A 21,418-nucleotide genomic window follows, 5' to 3' on the forward strand; every position below is an offset into this window, starting at 1 on the left:
CCCGGCCGCCGCCTGCCTCAGGTCGCCGGCCCTTGCAGGACGATGCAGGTGAACACCCACGACTACGTCGAGCTCAAAAGCGAAATCCTCGACGGCATGCGCAGCTACATGGACGACCTGCGCGCCGACAGCGCCGACCCCGGCTACGCCGAACCCGAGATCGAAGCCTGCGAAGCCATCGTCGACCGGTTCCTGGACGCCGCCCGCGACGCCGCCGGCGACCCGCCGCGGGTTCGCGTCGCGCTCAAGACGGCCGTGCTCGCGCTCAACGCGCTCAACGCCCGGTGCGGCTACGCGCTGATCGAAACCGAGCAACGCGAGGGCTTGTGCGATCTGCTGCTCGGCGCCGCGGCCGAAGCCGGATTGGGTTCGGGCGAAGAGGATCTGACCGAGACCTGGCGGGAGTGGTGAGCGGCGCGGCCGAAGGCGTCGAAAACCGTCGCCGAAGCCGCTACGCCCGGCTCCGATGGCGCTATCGCCACGCCTGCCCCAATCCCCAATTACGCGACGCCAGGCGCGCGCCGGCCTCACCTGCACCTGCACCTGCACCTGCGGCCGCATGCTCGATCACGCGTGCCCGCAGCCGCCTGAAAAAAGACCGGGCCCGCGAACGGGCCCGGTCGGATCGCGACGTGCTTTCGGTTTCTATCCCAATCTCAACTCAGCACGCTCAGTTCGTCACCGTCAACGCCACGCGCAGCGCGACCTTGGGCTGGACCGGGTCGTCGCTGGCGACGCAGACATAGCCGATGTGGGTGCCCGCGCTCAGGCCGCGCGCATCGATGCGCACGCGGTTGGCGACTTGGCCGCGGCCGGGGACGCGACCGAAGGCGCGCACCGGCGCGCCGATCCAGGGCGCGCCGCACGCGCTGGCGCCCTGGATGTCGTAGGCCAGGCCGGCGAAGCCGGCGCCGGCGTTCCAGGTGCCGGCGCCGCCGACCGCGGGGGCGATGGTGCGGAACTGGTTGTCGCCGCTGTTGGAGGCGTACCACACCCAGCGATTGGCGAAGCTGGTACGCGCATGCACCACCAGCCAGTAGCGGCCGGCCGGCAACTGCACGTTCTGCCCCGCCGCGGCCAAGTCGAGGCTGATGTTCGCTCCGTCCACGGTCACGCCGGCGGCGTTCGGCGCCGCGGTGTAGGTCCACAAGGCCGAACCCGCGAGCGGGTTGCTGGCCGGGTTGCCGCCGTTGTCGGCGAACACGCTCCAGGTCAGGCTGGTCGCGGTGCTGGCCAAAGCGGCGCCGCTGGAGACGAAGCCCTCGGCGAACAGCCGCGACAGGCGAGTGCTGTCGGTGAGGAGGAAATCGTCGCTGGAGAACTGCGCCGGCAGGCCGCCGGCCGAGGCCGGATCGGTGTAGACGGTGCTGCGGAAACCACTGCTGACGCCGTCGGAGTTCGCCGAGATCACGCTCCGCGAGCCTTCGCCGGTGTTGTCGACCTGGAACTGCAGTTCCGACGCGCTGAGGTTGCCGATCGCGAAATCGGCGAAACCGCGCGTACCGGCCGGCAAGCTCACCGCGACCTGCGCCGGCCGCAGTTCGATCTGCGGCGGCGGCACCGCGACCGCGACCGGCAGGTGCAGCTGCGGCGACGGGCCACCGAGCACCTGATCCAGTTGCAGCGCGCCGAAGTGCCAGGCGCCGTCCTTGGGCAGCTGATGGGTCAGCACGATCACGGTCACGTCCTGGGTGCGGCCCGGCTGAGACAGGAACACCGGCGGGAAGGCGATCCCGCTGACGCCCTTGAGCTGCGCCACCCACAGACCGCGCTGGCCCTGGGCCGCGCGGAAGCTGCGCTTGAACACGCAGGCTTCGGCGCATTCGCGCTGTGCCAGGCTGGCCAGATTCAAGCTCGAGACGTCGCCGCCGGTGGCCGGATCGGCCGCCAGGTAGTTGGCGGTGGTCTCGTTGAGCACCAGGCCGGCACGCAGCGCGCGATCGACCTGCACCCGGCCGGCGCCAGCGTCGAACGGATCGGCCAGGGTGACTTCGTCCTCGGTGTAGACCTTGAGCTCGGCGGTCATCATCAACGCCGACTTGATTTCCGCGGCGGTCCAGTCGGGCTTGGCCTGGCGCAACAGACCGGCGGCGCCGGCGTGGTGCGGCGAGGCCATCGACGTGCCGCTGAGCAGGCCGACCAGGTTCTCGCTGCCGGTGATCGCCGTGCCGGACAACACCGCCAGCACGCTGACGCCCGGCGCGGTGATGTCGGGCTTGATCAGGCTGAAATCGCCGGCCGGGCCGCGCGAACTGAACGCCGCCAGGGCATCGGGCGTGTTCGGGATCGGCGTCGGCGGGAAGTTGATGGCGGCGGTGGTGGTGTTGCCGTTGCCGGCGGCGAAGTTTCGCAACGCGTCGCTGTCGGTCTGCAACGCCAGGAACGCCGGAATCGTGGTGCCCGGCACGCTGGGCGTGGTCGCGCCCGGCTGGTTGTTGGCGATGACCACGCCGATCGCGCCGGCGGCGGCGGCGTTGTTGACCTTGATCGAGAAGCTACAGGTGCCGCGGCGGATCACCGCGATCGCGTTCTGGAACGCGCCCGGCGCGAACGCCGCGCAGCCGTCGGCGGCGGTGTCGATGCCGGCGCTGACTTTCAGCGGCGTGGTCGGCGGCAGGCTGGCGTTGAACGCGGCGCCGCCGCTGCCTTCGGTGAGTTGGATCGCCTGCAGCGCCGGCGGCACGGCGCCCGGGCCGGTGACTTGCAACAGGAAGGCGAAGGTACCGCGCCCGTGTTGCGAGGCCGCGGTCGAACCCGTCCACGGCTCCAGATGGCCCATGGTGTTCGGGCCGGGGCCGGAATTGCCGGCCGAGGTGGCGACGTAGATGCCGGCGTCGGACGCGTTGAGGAAGGCCAGCGACACCGCCTCGCCCCAGGGCTGGCTGCCGCCGCCGATGGAGTAGTTGATCACGTCGACGCCGTCGGCGATCGCCTGGTCGACCGCGGCCACCGCCGAAGTGTTCGGGCACAGGCCCTGGCCGGTGGAGATGCGGGTGTAGCAGACGTCGTAGGCGATGATGTTGGCGTGCGGCGCGACGCCGGAAATGCGGACCGTGCGGCCCTTGTAGTTGGCGTTCCAGGCGTTGCCGGCCGCGGTCGAAGCGGTGTGGCTGCCGTGGCCGTTGGTGTCGCCGAAGCCGGGCTCCTCGCGGATGTCGGCCACGCCGCAGGTATTGCCGGGCGCGCCGCAGACGAAGTCGTAGCCGCCGATCAGCTTGTCGTTGCAACGGCCTTCGTCGACGCCGCCGGGCGCGCAGGTGCCCAGGTAGGTGCCGCTGCCGAACGGATTGACGTGCTGGTAGCCGGTGTCGTCGATCGCGGCGAACGCCGGGCTGCCGAAGTTGATGCCCGAGTCGAGAATGCCGAACACCACGCCTTCGCCGCGATACTGGGTCGGCACGGCGTTCCACAGCTCCGGCGCGCCGATCAGCGCCGGGCCGACATCGGTGGCCTGCTCGTACTCGCGATACTCTTCGACCAGTTCGACGCCGGGCAGCTTGGCGATGCGCGCCGCCTCGTTCTGGGTCATGCGGGTGATCACGCCGTTGACCGCATGCTGCATGCGCCGCTCGATCGCCAGCGGTCGCCCGATCAAGGCATTGATGCCGCGCTCGTGGTCGCGCTGGACTTGATCGAGGTGACGCACGTAGCCGCGCGCCTGCGCGCTGCGCACGTCGAGTCGACCGAGCGCGCCGCTCTTGGCCGCACTGTTGGCGTTCTGCGCGCCGGCCATGCGCTGCGGCGCCGGCAGGCTGGCGATCTCGCCGGCGTAGGTGGCCAGCGGCGCTTCCTTGTACAACACGATGTAGCGGCTGGTCTGGGTTTCCAGGCCGCTGTCGATGCGGCTGGGCGAGGGAGCGCCGCCGATCGCGCCGGCGTCGGCCGGGGTATCGTCGGACAAGCCGCGGATCGCGGCGCCGGCGATCGCGGCCAGCCCGATCAGGCTGATCGCGATCGTCAATCGATTGACTGCGTTAGGCATCGAGAGGTCCTCTGCGTCGTTCGCGAAGACACCGCTCCCCGCCTGCCCCCTCAGGCATATCGCGGCGCGAGTTCAGGAAGAGACATCGTCCACGACGAACACATCGGCCCTGGCCCCGTGCCCGCTGCGCCCGGCCCGCTTCCTCCGGCACCGGCTAACCCCACTAACGCAATCCGGGCGGGACTCCCCCACGGGCGGCGTCGCATTCCGGCGACGACGCAACCGCTCCGTGACGGCCGCCACGCTTCGCGCGTGTCCGGCCGATTCTAGTCTGCGACCGGCAGCTCGCAAGCGGACCGCCGTTGCGTTCCTGCAACGTCGCGCGTCGCGCGACCGGCCGCGATTCGGGACGAGCCGTTGCGGCCCGTCCCGCTCGCATTCACCAACCGAAACCCACGCCGACGCCGGCCGAGCTTTCCGAGTCGCTGAACGCGCCGCCCAGGGTCACCGTCGCACGATCGCTGATCGCGCGCTGATAGCCGATCGACAGCGCCTGCTGACCGCCCTGGAAGCCCGCACCGACCGCGATCCGGTTCGGCGTGTTCAGGCCCGATGCGCTGGCCGACATCTGCACCATCGCCGCGGTCATCGCGCCGAGCTTGTCGATGCGGCGATCCTGCTTGTGGAAACGCCAGTTCATGTCGTCGCGCAGCTCGTTGATCGCCTCGGTCGGCGCGGCCAGCATCTGGGTCACGCGCGAGTCGGTGTAGGCATTCGCGCTGCGCAGGGTCTGGGCGTCGCCGCTCTGCACCTGGGCGACATTGGCCGCGTCGGTCGGCGCAGTGCCGGCAGCGACGTTGCTCACGCGGGTGCCGCCGGCACCCTGCAGCGCGACCTGGGTCTGCGACGCGTCGGTATAGGTCACCGAATTGGCCGCGCCGGCGCCGACCCGACCGTAGAGATCGGTCAGGCGGCCGTCGACCGCGGCGAACGCCGAACCGACATCGCGGTAGCTGCCGCCCTGGATCGCATAGGTCGGCGCGGTGAACACGCCGCCGGCGAAGCTGGCGCCGCCGCCGAGCGCGCCGGCCAGGGTGTTGAGCTGGAACACGTTGACCGCGTCGGTGTCGGCCGTGCCGGCGGCGAGATTGACCAACTGGCGTTCGGCGCCGGCGCTGCCGATGGACACCGTGCTGGCGCGATCGGCGATCGAGTCGCTGCCCAGCGCGACCGCGCCGGCGGCCGAGGCCGAGCTGTTCGCGCCCAGCGCGGTGGCGTTGTCGGCGCTGGCCGTGCTGCCGGCGCCGCTGGCGGTGGCGAAACGCCCGCCGGCGGTGCTGGCCGAGCCGTTCGCGGTCGAGAACTCGCCCGAGGCGGTGGCGCTGTCGCCGATCGCGCTGCTGTTGGCGCCGGAGGCGGTGGCGCCCGCGCCGAGCGCCGAACTCTGGTCGCCCGACGCGGTGGAGTTCGCGCCGACCGCGATCGCGCCGACCGCGCTGGCGGTGGCGCCGGCGCCGTTGGCGACGGCGAAATCGCCGTCCGCGCTCGCGCCCTGGCCGCAGGCGATGGCGCTGCCGCCGTTGGCGGTGGCGCCGCCGGTGGTGGTGCCGCCGAAACCGTCGTCGAGCACGCAGGGCTCGCCCGCCCATGCCGAAGCGCAGGCCAGCGAGAGCGCGGTGGCGAGAAGGGTCTTGTGCGAAATGTTCAAACTGTCCTCCAGGAAGACGTCGTGCGCGCCACGCGGCCGTGATCGCGCGCGGCGACGAAATGGGTGCCGGTCCTGACCGCGCATGGTCCGGCCGAATGGAGCGCGCCGGGCCCGTGCAGGCCCGGCGCGCGGTACGGTCAAGGCGAAGGCGTAACGGTCAGCGCGACTCGCAGCGCCGCCTTGGGACGCAGCGGATCGTTGCTGGCCACGCAGACATAGCCGGAGTAACTGCCCGGCGCGAGGCCGGCGGCGCTGATCTGCACCAGGGTGTCGACGCTGGCGCCGACCGCGAGGCGGCCGAACGCGCGCGACGGCGCGCCGATCCAGGTAGCGCCGCAGGCATTGGCGCCCTGCAGCTGGTAGGCCAGGCCCGGCGCGCCGGCGATTGCCGACCAGTCACCGGTACCGTCGGGGGTGATGATCGCGCCGCGGTAGATGCTGTCGCCGCTGGTGGCGTTGAACCAGAACCAGCTGGTCGCCAACGGCGCGCGCACCGACACCACCAGCCAGTAGCGGCCGGCCGGCAGATTGAGGTTCTGGCCGGCGGCGGCGAGGTTGAGGCTGATGCTGGCGAAGCCCGAAGTCGACACGCCGGCGCCGTTCACCGTGGAGGTGTGGCTCCACACCGCCAGCTGCGGGGTCGATTCCGGATTGCCTTCGGGATTGCCGCCGACATCGCGGAAGATCGACCAATTGATGTTGGTCGACGTCGCCAGGCTGCCGCCGTTGACGAAACCGTCGGCGACGATGCGGGTGATCCCGGTCGCGTCGGTGAGGGTGAAGTCGTCCGCCGACAGCTGCGCGCGCGCGCCGACCGTGGCCGCGTCGGTGAAGCGGGTCGAGCGGCGGCCGTTGGTGTTGTTCGGCAACTGCGCGACCAGCGTGCGTCCGCCGCTGCCGGTGTTGTCGATCTGCCAGTCCAGGTTGGAACCGCCGATGTTGCCGAGGCGGAAGGTCACGTTGCCGCTGCTGCCCTGAGCCAGGGTCAGCGCGGTCGACGGCGTGGCGTCCAGGCGCGGCGGCTGCACCGCCACCGCGATCGGCAGGCGCAACAGTGGCTGCGAGGTGTCGCCGCCGGAAGGCGTGAGCACCAGCTTGCCGAAGTTGAAATTGCCGTTGGGGGCCAAGGCGCTGGTGCTGACGGTGATCTTGACCGTCTTGCTCTCGCCCGGATTGAGCGTGAACAGCGACGGCGAGACCAGCGCGCTCAGGCCTTGCACCTTGCCGGTCCAGGTTTGGCGCGTCGGCAGCACGTTGCGGAAGGTACGGGTGAACGAGCAAGAGGTGGCGCAGCTGTACTTGGCCATGCTCGCCAGGTTCAGCGTCGAGACGTCGCCGCCGGTGGCCGGATTGGCCGCGCGGAAGTTGGCCGTGGTCTCGTTGAGCACCAGACCGGCGCGGATCGCCTGTTCGAGCTGCAGACGGCCCGCGCCCATCGCGTGCGCATCGGCCTGGGTGACGCCGTCTTCCTTCAGCACTTCCTGCTTGGCGGTCATCATCAGCGCCGACTTGACCTCGGCCACGGTCCAGTTCGGACGGGCCTGGCGCACCAGCGCAGCCGCGCCGGCATGGTGCGGCGACGCCATCGACGTGCCGCTGATCAGGCCGACCGAATTCTCGCTGCCGCTGATCGCCGTACCTGCGGTGACCGCCAGGATGTCCACGCCCGGGGCGGTGATTTCGGGCTTGATCACGTCCAGCACCCCGGCCGGGCCGCGCGAGCTGAAGTCGGCCAGTTGGTCGGGCGTGTTGTTGACGATCACCGACGGGTACGGAATGCCGCCGGTGCTGGTGTTGGCATTGGCGTTGGCGAAGTCGCGCAGCAGATTGCTGTCGGCCTGGCTGGCGACGAAGGCCGGTACCGTCGCGCCGGTCACGGTCGGGGTCAGGCCGGTGGCCTGGTTGTTGGCGATGACCACGGCCACCGCACCGGCGGCCGCGGCGTTGGCGACCTTGTCGGTGAAGTTGCAGCTGCCGCGGCGGACCACCGCGATCGCGCCCTGGAAGGTATTGGCCGGGAATGCGGCGCAACCGTCGTTGGCGGTGTCGATGCCGGCGCTGACCCGCACCGGGGTGTCGCTCGGGATGGCCGTGGCGAACGGCGTGCCGCCGCTGCCCTCGGTCAGCTCGATCGCCTGCAGGTCGCCGGGCACGCCGCCCGGACCGGACACCGACAGCACCCATGCGAAGGTGCCGCGGCCATGCTGCGAGGCGGCGGTGGTGGCGACCCACGGTTCCAGATGGCCGGTGGTGTACGACGCCGGGCCGTCGTTGCCGGCGGCCGCGGCGACGTAGATGCCGGCGTCGGTGGCGTTGAGGAACGACAGCGAAGTCGCTTCGCTCCACGGGTTGGAACCGCCCCCGATGGAGTAATTGATCACGTCGACCACGCCGTCGGCGATCGCCTGATCGATCGAGCGCACCGTCGCGGTGTTCGGGCACAGGCCGCGGCCGGTGGAGATCTGGGTGTAACAGGCGTCGTAGGCGATGATGTTGGCGCGCGGAGCGACGCCGGAAATGCGGATGCTGTGGCCGCGGTAGCTCGCGGTCCAGGCGTTGCCGGCCGCGGTCGAGGCGACGTGGCTGCCGTGGCTGTTGGTGTCGCCGAAGCCCGGCTCTTCGCGCACGTCGGCGACGCCGCACTGGTTGCCGGGCGCGTTGCAGACGAAGTCGTAGCCGCCGATCAGCTTGTCGTTGCAACGGCCTTCGTCGACGCCGCCGGGCGCACAGCTGCCCAGGTAGGTGCCGGCGCCGAGCGGGTTGATGTGCTGGTAGCCGCTGTCGTCGACCGCGGCGAACGCCGGGCTGCCGAAATTGATGCCCGAGTCGATGATGCCGACCACCATGCCCTCGCCGCGGAAACCGCTCGGCGCGGCATTCCACAACGCCGGCGCGCCGATCAGCGCCGGACCGACGTCGGTGGCCTGTTCGTATTCCTGATAGGGCTCGACGAAGCGCACTTCATCGAGCTGGGCGATGCGGTCCGCCTCGGCCGAGGTCAGTTCGGCGACCATGCCGTTGAGGGCGTGGCGCATGCGGAAGTCCACCCGCGGGCTGCGGCCGAGCAGGCCGCGGATGCGGCGCTCGTGCGCGGACTGGACGTCGCCGAGGTGCTGCACGTAGCTGCGCGCGGCCGCGCTCTGCACGTCGATGCGGCCGTTGCCGCCGCTGATGCTGGGCAGGCGCTTGGGCGCCGGCATGCCGCTCAGTTCGCCCTTGTAGGCGCTCAACGGCGCTTCGCGGTAGACCACGATGTAGCGCTTGTAGCCGTCAAGCGCGGCTTCGCTCGGCAAAGACGGCGATGGGGCGCCGCCGATCGGTCCGCCCTGTCCCGAATCGCGGCCCGGCATCATCGCCGTCGCTCCGGCGATGGCCGCGACCGCTGCGATGGCCGCCGCGATGGACGTCCTCTTCATTACCTTCCGCATTCCCCTAGCCTCTCTTTGCTGACGCATGCGCTAAGCGCAACGCGGCCAACGCGGCCGGTGTTGCGCACCCGTGTAGGGAGAGGTCGATCTGTTGCGGTTCCGGTAACGAACACGGGCCGCAAGACTGCGTTGTCACTTCCCCCTAAAAGTGACAACGCATGCGGACAGGGTACCCCCTACCCGCCTCTGGCAGTATCTGCGTAATGGCTTTGCTTAATTTGGCGAAATACGCCCCACAACGGCCGCATCCGCCCTTGCCGCTGAGGCCCGAATCAGCTACGGCGGTGCCAGGGCCGCAGCAAGCCGCCGCGGTACACGACCAGATACACCGCCACGACCCAGGCGGTGGCCACCGCCCAGCCGGCGAGGATGTCGGAGGGGTAATGCACGCCCAGGTACAGGCGCGAAAAGCCGACCGCGGGCACGAACGGCACCATGACGATCAGCACCGGCCAACGCCAGCGCGTCGGCCAGCTCAGCAGAAGCAGCGTGACCAACAAGGTCATCGAACCCATCGCGTGGCCGCTGGGGAAGCTGTAGTTGTGCTCGGGCGCGATCGACTCCCACAGCGACGGCCGCTCGCGGGCGAAGAACTGCTTGGCGGCGATGTTGAGCAGGCCCGAACCGCCCAGCGCCAGCGCGGCGAAACTGGCTTCGCGGAAGCGCCGGCGCAGGCTCAGCATCAGTACCAGGCCGATGTCGAACGGCACCACGCCCCACAGATAACCCAATTGCGACAGCAACACGAAAGCGCTGTCGAAACCTTCGCGCGCCAAGCCGTGAGCGTACTGCAGGACCGGCACGTCGAAGACGATGGCCTCGCGTTCGTGGATCTCGTCGGCCAGCTCGGCGAAAGCCCACAGCGGCAACAACAAGCCGAGGAAGACCAAGGCCAGGGTCCAGCCGTGGCGGCGCAGCAGGGCCAGGCCGAAGCGGGCCTCCTGCTGCAGCGCGCTGTCGCCCGGCCCGCGGCGGACCGAGACGGCGTCTTCGTGGCTACCGGCCGCGTCCGTGGGCCGGAGTTCGGCTTCAGGCACCTGCGGCGCGGACGGCATAGTGGCGCTCGACGTAGCGGTCGATCAGATCGACGAACTCGCGGGCGATGTTCTCGCCGCGCAAGGTCACGGTCTTCTCGCCGTCCTCGAATACCGGCGCAGACGGCGCTTCGCCGGTGCCGGGCAGGGAGATGCCGATGTTGGCATGGCGCGATTCGCCCGGGCCGTTGACCACGCAGCCCATCACCGCCAGGGTCAGGTTTTCCGCGCCCGGATGAGTGATCTTCCACTCCGGCATCTTCGCCCGCACGTGCTCCTGCACGGTCTGCGCCAGCTCCTGGAAGAAGGTGCTGGTGGTGCGGCCGCAGCCCGGGCAGGCGGTGACCATCGGCGTGAACGCGCGCAGGCCCATGGTCTGCAACAGCTCCTGGGCGACGATGACTTCGTTGCTGCGCGCCTGGCCCGGTTCGGGCGTCAGCGAGATGCGAATGGTGTCGCCGATGCCTTCCTGCAGCAGCACGCCGAGCGCGGCGCTGGAGGCGACGATGCCCTTGCTGCCGATGCCGGCCTCGGTCAGGCCCAGGTGTAAGGCGTAATCGCCGCGGTTGGCCAACTCGCGATACACCGCGATCAGCTCCTGCACGCCGCTGACCTTGGCGCTGAGCACGATGCGCTCGGCCGGCAGGCCCAGCTCGACCGCGCGCGCAGCCGAATCCAGGGCCGAACGGATCAACGCCTCGCGCAATACGCGACCGGCGTCCCAGGGCTCGGCGCGGGTGTGGTTCTCGTCCATCAACTGCGCGGCCAGGGCCTGGTCCAGCGAGCCCCAGTTGGCGCCGATGCGCACCGGCTTGCCGTACTTGATCGCCAGCTCGATCAAGGTCGCGAACTGGCTGTCCTTCTTCTTGCCGAAGCCGACGTTGCCGGGGTTGATGCGGTACTTGGCCAAGGCTTCGGCGCAGGCCGGCTCGGCGGTGAGCAATTGATGGCCGTTGTAGTGGAAGTCGCCGATGATCGGCACCTCGACGCCCATCATCGCCAGTTTGTCGACGATCCGCGGCACCGCGGCCGCGGCTTCCTGGGTGTTGACGGTGATGCGCACCATCTCCGAGCCGGCGCGCCACAGCTCGGCGACCTGCTTGGCGGTGGAAGCGACGTCGGCGGTGTCGGTGTTGGTCATCGACTGCACCACCACCGGCGCGCCGCCGCCGACCTGGACTCCGCCGATCTGCACGGAACGGGTCAGGCGGCGCGGCATCGGGCCGAAATCGGGGTGGGCGCAGGGCAGGACGGCATCGGAATTCATGGGCGCATTGTAGCGCCGGGACTCAGCACAGAGGTGCGGCGGGGGTGAAGCGCGGCTGACGCGCGGCGCCGAGCGCGACGGAGTTCCGGCCCGGTCGGGCACCGCGGATCGGCCCGATGGCTCTGGCGCGGGGCGGCTACGCCTGTCTGCGGGCGTCATCCCGGGGAGGCGGGGATTTTCCGGGCGCGATCGCGTCCGGGCTCCGAAATCTCCGGGCCCTCGCCTTGGCGGGCATGATGATTCCGGAAGCGGCCCGAACTCCCCCGGCCGGCCTTCCTGTCCGCCCTGCTCCACTCGACGCGTTCGCTCTGCCCCGGAAGCCGCGCACGGGACGGGTTACCATCGCCGCACCCGTTTCGCTCCGAGCGGCTCGCCTCGCTCCTGTCTGGCCATGCCCCCCAGTTCCCCCGACGACGTCCTCACCCCCAGCCAGCTCAACGCGCTCGCGCGCAACGTGCTGGAAGATACCTTTCCGTTGATCTGGGTCGAGGGCGAGCTCGGCAATCTGTCGCGGCCGTCGTCGGGCCATCTGTACATGACCTTGAAGGACGCGCGCGCCCAGGTCCGCTGCGCGATGTTCAAGCCCAAGAGCAGTTGGCTGAAGTTCGCCCCGCGCGAGGGCGTGCGCGTGCTCGCGCGAGGGCGGCTGACCCTGTACGAAGCGCGCGGCGACTACCAGTTGGTGCTCGACCACATGGAAGAGGCCGGCGAAGGCGCTCTGCGGCGCGCGTTCGAGGAGCTCAAGGCGCGCCTGGCGGCCGAAGGCCTGTTCGATCGCGAACGCAAGCGCGAGCTGCCGCGCTTCGCCCGTCGCATCGCGGTGATCACCTCGCCCAGCGGCGCGGCGGTACGCGACGTGCTCAGCGTCCTGGCGCGCCGCTTTCCCCTGGTCGAAGCCGAGGTGCTGCCGGTGCCGGTGCAGGGCGAAGGCGCGGCAGCGCAGATCGCGGCCATGCTGCAGCGCGCCGACGCTTCGCAACGCTACGACGTGATCGTGCTGGCGCGCGGCGGCGGTTCGCTGGAAGACCTGTGGGCGTTCAACGACGAACGCCTGGCGCGGACCATCGCTGCGGCGAGCGTGCCGGTGGTCTCGGCGATCGGCCACGAAACCGACTTCAGCCTGTCCGATTTCGCCGCCGATCTGCGCGCGCCCACTCCGTCGGTGGCGGCCGAATTGCTGGTGCCGCAACGCGAAGACCTGCTGCACCGCCTGCGCAATCTCGATGCCCGGCTGTGCAATCTGCAGGCGCAACGCCTGCGCCAGGCGATGCAGCGCAGCGACCGCGCCGGCCTGCGCCTCAACGCGCTGCGCCCGCAGGCGCGGCTGGCCGCGCTGCGCAGCCGCCAGCAAGAGGCCTGGCGGCGGCTGGAACAGGCCTGGAGTCTGCGCGTGGAGCGCGAACGCGCACGCCTGCGTCACGCCGACGCGGTGCTGCGCGCGCACCAGCCGCAACGCCGCATCGCCGCGCTGCGCGATCGCCTGAACGCGCTGGCGCCGCGCCCGCGCAACGCGATCGCGCGCCGGCTGCGCGCCGAGGAGCTGCGGCTGCGCGGACTGGCGCGCTCGCTGGAAGCCTGCAGCCCGCTGGCCACGGTCGCGCGCGGCTACGCCATCCTGCAGCACCGCGACGGCCGGGTCGTGCGCCGGGTCGCCGACGCCGCCGCCGGCGAGCGCCTCACGGCCCGGGTCGGCGACGGCGAACTGCGGCTTCGGGTCGAAGCCGACGACCGCGACGAACCGGTGCCGAGCCAGGCCGCGCTGCCGTTGTAGCGGCGCGTCGCGCGGCGGTCATCGCCTGCCGCTAACGCGGACTGCGCGACCATGCCGGCCTTCGGGCCCTGCCCGCGATGGAGTCCGGCATGACCAAGGCGTCCGATCTGTTCGTCGCCGCGCTCGAGGCCGAAGGCGTCGAATACGTGTTCGGCATTCCCGGCGAAGAGAACCTCGACCTGCTCGAATCGCTGCGCACCTCTTCGATCCGGCTGGTGCTGACCCGGCACGAACAGGCCGCCGGCTTCATGGCCGCGACCTACGGCCGCCTCACCGGCAAGGCCGGGGTCTGCCTCAGCACCCTCGGCCCCGGCGCGACCAACCTGGTCACCGCCGCGGCCTATGCCCAGCTCGGCGCCATGCCGATGCTGATGATCACCGGGCAGAAGCCGATCAAGATCAGCAAGCAGGCCAGCTTCCAGATCGTCGACGTGGTCGACGCCATGCGCCCGTTGACCAAGTACACCCGCCAGATCGTCTCCGCCGACAGCATCCCGGCGCGGGTACGCGAAGCCTTCCGCCGCGCCGAGGAAGAACGCCCGGGCGCGGTCCATCTGGAGCTGCCGCAGGACGTCGCCGGCGAGCTCACCGATGCGCGGCCGATCCCGGCCGCGTTCTCGCGCCGGCCGGTGGCCGAGGACAAGGCGATCGAACGCGCCGCGCAGGCGATCGCGCAGGCGCGCCACCCGTTGCTGATGATCGGCGCAGGCGCCAACCGCAAGACCACCGCCAAGACCCTGCACGCCTTCGTCGCCAAGCTCGGCATCCCCTATTTCAGCACCCAGATGGGCAAGGGCGTGCTCGACGAGGAAGGGCCGCTGTGGCTCGGCAACGCCGCCCTGTCCGATCGCGACTTCGTCCACCGCGCCATCGACGCCGCCGACTGCATCGTCAACATCGGCCACGACGTGATCGAAAAACCGCCGTTCTTCATGCGCGAAGGCCGGCGCACCGTCATCCACGTCAACTACGACGCGGCCGAGGTCGACCCGGTGTACTTCCCGCAGATCGAAGTGGTCGGCGACATCGCCCACTCGGTCTGGCGCCTGGGCGAGGTCCTGCAGCCGCAACCGCATTGGGACTTCGCCTTTTTCGGTCGGGTGCGCGAGGCGCTGCTGGCGCAGTTGCGCGAGCGCTGCGACGACGACCGCTTTCCGCTGGCGCCGCAGCGCCTGGTCGCCGACGTGCGCGCGGCGATGGCGCCGCACGACGTGGTCTGTCTCGACAATGGCCTGTACAAGCTGTGGTTCGCGCGCAGCTACCGCTGCCGCGAGCCGAACACCCTGCTGCTCGACAACGCCCTGGCGACGATGGGCGCCGGCCTGCCGTCGGCGATCGCCGCGCGCATCGTCTGCCCCGAACGCAAAGTGCTGGCGGTGTGCGGCGACGGCGGCTTCATGATGAATTCGCAGGAACTCGAAACCGCGGTACGGCTGGGCCTGGACCTGACCGTGCTGGTGCTGCGCGACGACGCCTACGGCATGATCAAGTGGAAGCAGGCGCACGAACGCTACCCCAGCTTCGGCATGGACCTGGGCAACCCGGACTTCGTCGCCTACGCGCGCAGCTATGGCGCGCGCGGCCATCGCCCCGCGTCCAGCGACGCCTTCCTGCCCCTGCTGCGGCAGGCGCTGGCCGCGCCCGGCGTGGACCTGATCGAAGTGCCGATCGACTACGCCGACGACGACCGTATCCTCAACCAGGACATCCCGCGCCTGGCCGCTGCGCTGCGCTGAGCGCGCGCCGCAGCCCTCCCTTTTCCATTTCGCTTCGGAGCGTTCCATGGCCAAGTCCAAATCCGCCCCCGCGGCCCGCGCCGGCAAAGGCCTGAAGCCGAGCTACCCCTACTACCTCGCCAACCGCGCGGTCGCCGTCAACACCGACCTGGAAGTGCTGGACAAGTACAGCGGCAAGCGCGCCACGCGGGTGGCGATGGCCGACGCGGCCGCCGTGCGCCAGGCGATCGCCGCCGCGCACGCGGCGCGCGAGGCCATGGCCGAGTTCGCCCCCGATCGCCGCCGCGACGTGCTCGAACACTGCGTGCGCCGTTTCGGCGAACGTTTCGAAGAACTCGCCCTGGCGCTGTGCATCGAAGCCGGCAAGCCGATCCAGGATGCGCGCGGCGAGGTCACCCGGCTGATCGACACCTTCCGCATCGCCGCCAACGAAGCCACCCGCAGCCCCGGCGAATTGCTCGAACTGCAGATCTCGCCGCGCACCCGCGGCTATCGCGGGATGGTCAAACGGGTGCCGATCGGGCCGTGCAGCTTCATTACCCCGTTCAACTTCCCGCTCAACCTGGTCGCGCACAAGGTCGCGCCGGCGATCTCCGCCGGCTGCCCGTTCGTGCTCAAGCCGGCGATCAAGACCCCGGTCGGCGCGTTGATCATCGCCGAAGTGCTGGCCGAGACCGACCTGCCGGAAGGCGCGTTCTCGGCCCTGTGCTGCTCCAACGAGGACGCCTCGTTGCTGGTCGAGGACCCGCGGATCAAGCTGCTGAGCTTCACCGGCGGCCTGATCGGCTGGGACCTCAAGGCCCGCGCCGGCAAGAAGAAGGTCACCTTGGAACTGGGCGGCAACGCCGCCTGCATCGTCGATGCCGACCCGGGCGCGAGCCTGGACCACGTGGTCCAGCGGCTGGTGTTCGGCGCCTATTACCAGAGCGGCCAGAGCTGCATCAGCGTGCAGCGCATCTACGCCCACGCCGACGTCTACGACAAGCTGCGCAAGAAGCTCAAAGCCGCAGTCGGCGCGCTGCGCATGGGCGATCCGCGCGACGAGGCCACCTTCATCGGCCCGGTCGTCGACGAACCGGCCGCGCAGCGCATCCAGTCGTGGATCGACGGCGCGCTCGCGGGCGGCGCCAAGCGCATCGCCGGCGGCCCGCGCCAGGGCACGATGATCCCGGCCACGCTGTTGGAAAAGGTGCCGCGCGACGCCGAGCTGTACCGCAAGGAAGCGTTCGGGCCGGTGGCGTTGATCGAGCCCTTCGACGATTACGAACGGGCGCTCGCGCGGGTCAACGACAGCGACTTCGGCCTGCAGGCCGGCGTGTTCACCGGTCGCCTCGATCATGCGATGCGCGCCTGGGACCGGCTCGACGTCGGCGGCGTGATCGTCGGCGACGTGCCCAGCTTCCGCGTCGACAACATGCCCTACGGTGGGGTCAAGGACTCCGGCCAGGGCCGCGAAGGCGTGCGCTATGCGATCGAGGACATGAGCGAGCAGCGGTTGTTGGTGATCCGCGACCCGGCCGGCTGAGCCGGCCCCACGGCGCACCCGGCGGCGGCCGGAAAATAGTTCGACCGCCGCCAACCCCGTCCGCCGCGGCGGCGCGTTGATCTTCTCAGGTCCACACACCAGGGAAGCCGCCATGTCCGCCCGCGCCACGTCCGCCCAGCCCGCCTCCTCCACCCCGCGCGCCCTGCGCGTCGCCCTGCTCGCCGCCCTCGCCATGTCGCTCGGCGCTTGCCAGGCGCCCGGCGACCTGGCCAAGCAAGCGCCCGAAACGCCGCCCGCCGAAGCCGAGGCGGCCGCGCCCGGCGATGTCGTCGCGATCGAACCCGTCCAAGCCGCCGACGCAGCCGCGGTCGCATCCGTCGCCGCGCCGGCGGCCGCGCCGGCGCCAACGCGCGCCGAAGCCAAGGCGGGCGCCGCGCTGGAACGGGTCCAGGTCACCGGCTCGCGCATCGCCGACCCGCGCCTGCGGCGCGCGGCGCCGCAAGCCCTGAAGGTCGCCCCGGCCGCGCTCGGCTTCATCGCGCCGCCCGCCCCGCCGCCGCCCGTGTACGCCCAGCCGGCCAACACCGAGAAATACGCCGCCCGCGAAGACAATCCGGTGCTGCGCGCCAGCGAACAGCCGCTGTCGACCTTCTCCATCGACGTCGACACCGGCAGCTACGCCAACGTGCGGCGCATGCTCAACGCCGGCACGCGCCCGCCGGCCGACGCGGTGCGCGCGGAAGAGTTCATCAACTACTTCGATTATCGGCACCCGGCGCCCGCCTCGCTGGCTATGCCTTTCAAGGTCAGCACCGAACTCGCGCCGGCGCCCTGGAACGCGCAGCGCCAGTTGCTGATGATCGGCATCAAGGGCTTTGAGGTGCCCAAGCGCACCCTGCCCCCCGCCAACCTGGTGTTCCTGATCGACACCTCCGGCTCGATGGAGTCGCCGGACAAACTGCCGCTGCTGAAGAACGCCTTCTCGATGCTGGCCCGCCAACTGCGCCCGCAGGATCGGGTCTCGATCGTGGTCTACGCGGGCTCCGCCGGCCTGGTGCTGCCGCCGACGCCGGGCGATCGCCAGGACGAGATTCTCGCCGCGCTGGACCGGCTGCAGGCCGGCGGCAGCACCAACGGCGGCGACGGCATCCGCCTGGCCTACGCCATGGCCAGGCAGGCCTACGTCAAGAACGGCGTCAACCGGGTGATCCTGGCCACCGACGGCGATTTCAACGTCGGCACGGTCGACAACAACGCCCTGGAAACCCTCGTCGCCGACCAGCGCAAGAGCGGCATCGCCCTGACCACGCTCGGCTTCGGCCAGGGCAACTACAACGATGCGCTGGCAGAAAAACTGGCCGACGTCGGCGACGGCAACCACGCCTACATCGACACCGCGCAGGAGGCGCGCAAAGTGCTGGTCGAGCAGATGGGCTCGACCCTGCTGACCATCGCCCGCGACGTCAAGATCCAGATCGAATTCAACCCGGCCCAGGTCGCCGAGTACCGCCTGATCGGCTACGAGAACCGCCTGCTCAAGCGCGAGGACTTCGCCAACGACAAGGTCGATGCCGGCGACATCGGCGCCGGCCATCAGGTCACCGCGCTGTACGAGATCACCCCGGTCGGCTCCAAGGCCACGCGCCTGCCGGCGCTGCGTTATGCCGCCTCCGCGCCGGCCGACGCCGGAGGCGAGGACGAGATCGCCCTACTCAAGCTGCGCTACAAGCGTCCCGGCGAAGACCGCAGCCAACTGATCGAAACCCCGGTGCGCAAGACCGGCCTGCGCGCCGTGGCCAGCGATTCGATGCGCTTCGCCGCCTCGGTCGCCGCGTTCGCCGACGCGCTGCGCGGCGGCAAGCAGATCGACGGCTGGGGCTGGGAGCAGATCGCCGCGACCGCGCGCAGCGTGCGCCTGGACGATCGCTGGGGCCTGCGCGCGGAGTTCCTCGGCCTGGTCGAACGCGCCCGCGTCCAGATCGGCGCGCCCCCGGCCGCGCCGGCGACCGAGGTCGCGGTCAGCCGGTAAGCGAGGACGAGGCGCCGGCCGTGCACGCGGCCGGCGCAGCGACGTCGCCCGCCGGCGTCGGCATGGCGGCGACGGCGCCGGTCGCCAGCCGCTCGGCCGGGCGTCCGAACAGGAAACCCTGGCCGTAAACGCAGCCCAGTTCGCGCAAGGCCGCGCGCTGAGCTTCGGTTTCCACGCCCTCGCCGATGGTGTGGATGGCCAGGGTGCCGGCCAGCGCCTGGATCGCGCGCACCACCGCCACGCTTTCCGGACGCGATTCGCCGACCAGGCCGGCGACGAAACTCTGATCGATCTTCAGGCACTCGATCGGGAACCGGTGCAGATACGACAGCGCCGAGAAGCCGGTGCCGAAATCGTCCAATTGCGCCAGCACGCCGTGATTGCGCAGGGTCCGCAGCATGCGCAGCGCGCGCGGGACGTCGTCGAGCAGCGCGACCTCGGTGATCTCGATGCGCAGGCGCTGCGGATCGGCGCCGGCGTCGTCGAGCAGGCGCAGCAGGCGGTCGGCGAAATCGCCCGAGCGGAAATGCCGCGGCGAGACGTTGACCGAAATGTAGCCCTCGCCGCCGCGCGCCAGCTCGGCCACGGCGCGGCCGTACAGGATCCAGTCGACCTCTTCGATCAGGCCGCTGTCCTCGCCCACCCCGATGAATTCGCGCGGCAGCAGCAGGCCGCGTTTTTCGTGGCGCCAGCGCAACAAGGCCTCGTGGCCGATCAGGGCGCGGTCGTCCAGGCGCACGATCGGCTGGTAGTAGGCGACGAAGGCGTCGCCGTTGATGGCTCGGCGCAGGTCGGCTTCCAGGTCGAGGATGCGCATCGCCTGGTCGCGCATTTCTTCGTCGAACACCGCGCAACGGCCGCGGCCCAGGCCCTTGGCCCGGTACATCGCGGCGTCGGCGTCGCGCAGCAGCTCGATGCCGTCGCGATACCGCGGATGCCACAGCGCGATGCCGATGCTGGCGGAAGGAAACACCTCGCGCCCGGCGATCCAGCACGGCTCGCCGAGTGCGCGCAGAACCCGGTGCGCCATGTCCTCGACCGCGCCGAGGCCGTCGATGTTCTCGATCAGGATCGCGAACTCGTCGCCGCCCAGCCGCGCCACCATGTCCTCGCCGCGCACCGCGGCGACGATCCGGCGGCTGCTTTCCACCAGCAGTTCGTCGCCGGCCGAATGGCCGACGCTGTCGTTGACCAGCTTGAACCGGTCCAGGTCGAGGAACAGCACCGCGAACGAGCGCCGGTCGCGACGGGCCTGGGCGATGGCCTGCCCCAGGCGTTCCAGCAACCGGCCGCGGTTCGGCAGCCCGGTCAGGGTGTCGTGCAAGGCTTGGTGGGTGAGCTTTTGCTCGGCGCGCACGCGTTCGCCGATCTGTGCGACCAGTTCGGCATTGCTGTGCGCCAGCTCGCGCGTGCGCGAGGCCACGCGCTGCTCCAGTTCGCCGTGCGCGGTGACCAGCCGGTCCTGGGCCTGCTTGCGGGCCAGGCCGATGCTGATGTGATGGGCGACGAAGGTCAGCAGCTCCTGGTCGCGAGCGTTGAAGGCGATCGCGCGCGAGTAGCTCTGGATCGCGATCACTCCGACCACCGCCTCGTCGCGGAACAGCGGCACGCCCAGCCAGCAATGCGCGGCGGAGCCGTGGCTGCGCACCTCGCCGCGGGCGTGCAGCTCGGCGATGCGGTTGCGGTCGGCCAACAACGGCCGTCCCTGGCGGATCACGTACTCGGTCAGGCCGTCGGCGAGCCGGCGCGATTCGCGGATCATGTCGCGCTCGTCGATCGAGTACGGGAACTGCAGGCGCTCGCCGTCGTCGGACAGCAGCGCGATGTAGAAATTGCGCGCGTACAGCAGCTCGCTGACCACGTCGTGGACCTGGGAATAGAACCGGCTCAGCGTGTCGGAGGTGATGGTCAGCTCGGCGATGCGGAACAGCGCTCGCTGCAGGCGCTCGGAACGCTGGCGCTCGATGATCTCGGCCTGCAGGTCGCGGTTGCTCAGCTGCAGGGCGTAGGTGCGTTCGGCGACGCGGCGTTCGAGCTCTTCGCGGGCGTGGACGCGGTCGAGGGCGGTCAGGATGTGCTGGGCGACGAAGGACAGCAAGGCGCGGTCCTCTTCGCCGTAGCTGCCGGGCGTGTCGTAGTTCTGCACCACGATCGCGCCGCATACCCGCTCGCCGCGGCGCATCGGCACGCCGAGCCAGTCGGCGCTGTCGGGGCCGTGGAAATCGTCCGGCGGCACGTTCAGCAGCTCGCGCAGGCTGGTCGAACTGCCCTGCAGCGCCTCGCCGTGGCGCAGCAAGGCCAGGGTCAGGCTGTTGGGCATGTCGGCGGCGCGGATCACCTGCTCGGGGTCGGCGACGAAGGGGTCGGCGCGGTCGGCGAAGTACAGAAAGCGCATCGTGTCGGCGACGTCGTCGTAGAGCACGATGTAGAAATTCTCGGCATAGGTCAGGCCGCAGACCACGCCGTGGATGCGGCTGAGCAGATCGCTCATCTCCAGGCCCGAGCCGGCCAGGTCGGCGATCCCGTACAGCGCCTGCTGCAGGCGCTCGGATTTCTCCAGCGCCTCGGCGCGGGCATGGGCGCGCACCGCGGCCAGGTCGGCGGCGACGATGCGCCGCGCCATCGCCAGCCAAGCGGCGCGCAGCGGCGTCGGCATGGACTGCGGCAGGGCCGCGACCAGCGCCGCGCGGCTGCCGTCCTCCAGCCACCAGGCGGCTTCGATGCGGTCCGGGCGGGTATCGCCGGACGCGCCCACCGCCGGCGGATCGCGTTCCAGCCAGGCGGCGGCGTCGGCGCGCAGCGGTGCCGGCGCGCCCGGCGTGGACGAATCGGAAACGCGGCCTTGCGCGTCGCGCCAGCACACCACGACCTGCGAACCGGCCGGCAAGGCTTCCTGCAGCGCGCAGGCCAGCGCGTCGCCTGCAGTCGAGCGCCCGCTTACCGCCGCCACTGGAAGTACGTCACTGCTGTGCACCGGATCGCCGCCTTCTGCGCAGGGCGCAGGATAACGCGAGCTTTACGGGAGCGGCATAGGCCA

Annotated in this window: 11 protein-coding genes; 5 read left to right on the forward strand and 6 right to left on the reverse strand. The window is 70.6% G+C overall.

Going from position 1 to position 21,418, the window contains the following annotated elements; genetic code table 11:
- The first annotated feature begins 48 nt into the window (after nt 1-48).
- Nucleotides 49-411: a hypothetical protein gene (locus tag TX83_RS14580; RefSeq protein WP_141233518.1), complete on the forward strand. Its 363-nt coding sequence runs from the start codon at nt 49-51 to the stop codon at nt 409-411.
- 259 nt (nt 412-670) lie between these two features.
- On the opposite strand, the gene TX83_RS14585 is transcribed toward TX83_RS14580, so the two are convergent.
- From TX83_RS14585 to ispG, 5 genes are all read right to left on the reverse strand, one after another.
- Entirely contained in the window at nt 671-3,982 is a 3,312-nt protein-coding gene (locus tag TX83_RS14585) for a S8 family serine peptidase (protein ID WP_064748696.1), read from the reverse strand.
- Between the two features lie 379 nt (nt 3,983-4,361).
- Nucleotides 4,362-5,630 carry a YadA-like family protein gene (locus TX83_RS14590; protein WP_064748697.1) on the reverse strand — a complete coding sequence of 423 codons (1,269 nt, stop codon included), beginning with the start codon at nt 5,628-5,630 and terminating at the stop codon, nt 4,362-4,364.
- Nucleotides 5,631-5,767: 137 nt separating this feature from the next.
- Complete coding sequence (locus TX83_RS14595; protein ID WP_064748698.1) at nt 5,768-9,058, reverse strand: S8 family serine peptidase; 3,291 nt, start codon at nt 9,056-9,058, stop codon at nt 5,768-5,770.
- 272 nt (nt 9,059-9,330) lie between these two features.
- Nucleotides 9,331-10,113 (reverse strand): phosphatase PAP2 family protein, encoded by a 783-nt coding sequence (locus TX83_RS14600; protein WP_079248242.1) that lies wholly within the window; start codon nt 10,111-10,113, stop codon nt 9,331-9,333.
- Nucleotides 10,088-11,359: a flavodoxin-dependent (E)-4-hydroxy-3-methylbut-2-enyl-diphosphate synthase gene (gene ispG, locus TX83_RS14605; protein WP_064748699.1), complete on the reverse strand. Its 1,272-nt coding sequence runs from the start codon at nt 11,357-11,359 to the stop codon at nt 10,088-10,090. The genes TX83_RS14600 and ispG overlap by 26 nt, the downstream gene beginning before the upstream one ends.
- A gap of 391 nt (nt 11,360-11,750) precedes the next feature.
- Between ispG and xseA the strand changes: the two genes are divergently transcribed.
- The 4 genes from xseA (at nt 11,751) to TX83_RS14625 (ending at nt 18,381) form a co-directional block, all read left to right on the forward strand.
- Nucleotides 11,751-13,130 (forward strand): exodeoxyribonuclease VII large subunit, encoded by a 1,380-nt coding sequence (gene xseA / locus TX83_RS14610; RefSeq protein ID WP_064748700.1) that lies wholly within the window; start codon nt 11,751-11,753, stop codon nt 13,128-13,130.
- 89 nt (nt 13,131-13,219) lie between these two features.
- Nucleotides 13,220-14,866: an acetolactate synthase large subunit gene (locus TX83_RS14615; protein WP_064748731.1), complete on the forward strand. Its 1,647-nt coding sequence runs from the start codon at nt 13,220-13,222 to the stop codon at nt 14,864-14,866.
- Nucleotides 14,867-14,912: 46 nt separating this feature from the next.
- On the forward strand, nt 14,913-16,391 hold the full coding sequence (locus TX83_RS14620) for an aldehyde dehydrogenase family protein (protein WP_064748701.1): 1,479 nt from the start codon (nt 14,913-14,915) through the stop codon (nt 16,389-16,391).
- Between the two features lie 112 nt (nt 16,392-16,503).
- On the forward strand, nt 16,504-18,381 hold the full coding sequence (locus TX83_RS14625) for a vWA domain-containing protein (protein WP_261370145.1): 1,878 nt from the start codon (nt 16,504-16,506) through the stop codon (nt 18,379-18,381).
- Here the strand turns inward: TX83_RS14625 and TX83_RS14630 are convergent.
- Nucleotides 18,371-21,355, reverse strand: coding sequence for a bifunctional diguanylate cyclase/phosphodiesterase (locus TX83_RS14630; protein ID WP_261370146.1), 2,985 nt, complete (start codon nt 21,353-21,355; stop codon nt 18,371-18,373). The two genes, TX83_RS14625 and TX83_RS14630, sit on opposite strands and share 11 nt — an antisense overlap.
- Between the last annotated feature and the right edge of the window lie 63 nt (nt 21,356-21,418).

Origin of the sequence: Lysobacter antibioticus HS124 (assembly GCF_000336385.2) — a bacterium.
GTDB lineage: Bacteria > Pseudomonadota > Gammaproteobacteria > Xanthomonadales > Xanthomonadaceae > Lysobacter > Lysobacter firmicutimachus.

Excerpts from the sequence above, each read along its gene's own strand:
- TX83_RS14585 (WP_064748696.1), bottom strand. The coding sequence starts at position 3,982 with ATGCCTAACGCAGTCAATCGATTGACGATCGCGATCAGCCTGATCGGG.
- TX83_RS14595 (WP_064748698.1), bottom strand. The coding sequence starts at position 9,058 with ATGCGGAAGGTAATGAAGAGGACGTCCATCGCGGCGGCCATCGCAGCG.
- TX83_RS14600 (WP_079248242.1), bottom strand. The coding sequence starts at position 10,113 with ATGCCGTCCGCGCCGCAGGTGCCTGAAGCCGAACTCCGGCCCACGGAC.
- ispG (WP_064748699.1), bottom strand. The coding sequence starts at position 11,359 with ATGAATTCCGATGCCGTCCTGCCCTGCGCCCACCCCGATTTCGGCCCG.
- xseA (WP_064748700.1), top strand. The coding sequence starts at position 11,751 with ATGCCCCCCAGTTCCCCCGACGACGTCCTCACCCCCAGCCAGCTCAAC.
- TX83_RS14615 (WP_064748731.1), top strand. The coding sequence starts at position 13,220 with ATGACCAAGGCGTCCGATCTGTTCGTCGCCGCGCTCGAGGCCGAAGGC.
- TX83_RS14620 (WP_064748701.1), top strand. The coding sequence starts at position 14,913 with ATGGCCAAGTCCAAATCCGCCCCCGCGGCCCGCGCCGGCAAAGGCCTG.
- TX83_RS14625 (WP_261370145.1), top strand. The coding sequence starts at position 16,504 with ATGTCCGCCCGCGCCACGTCCGCCCAGCCCGCCTCCTCCACCCCGCGC.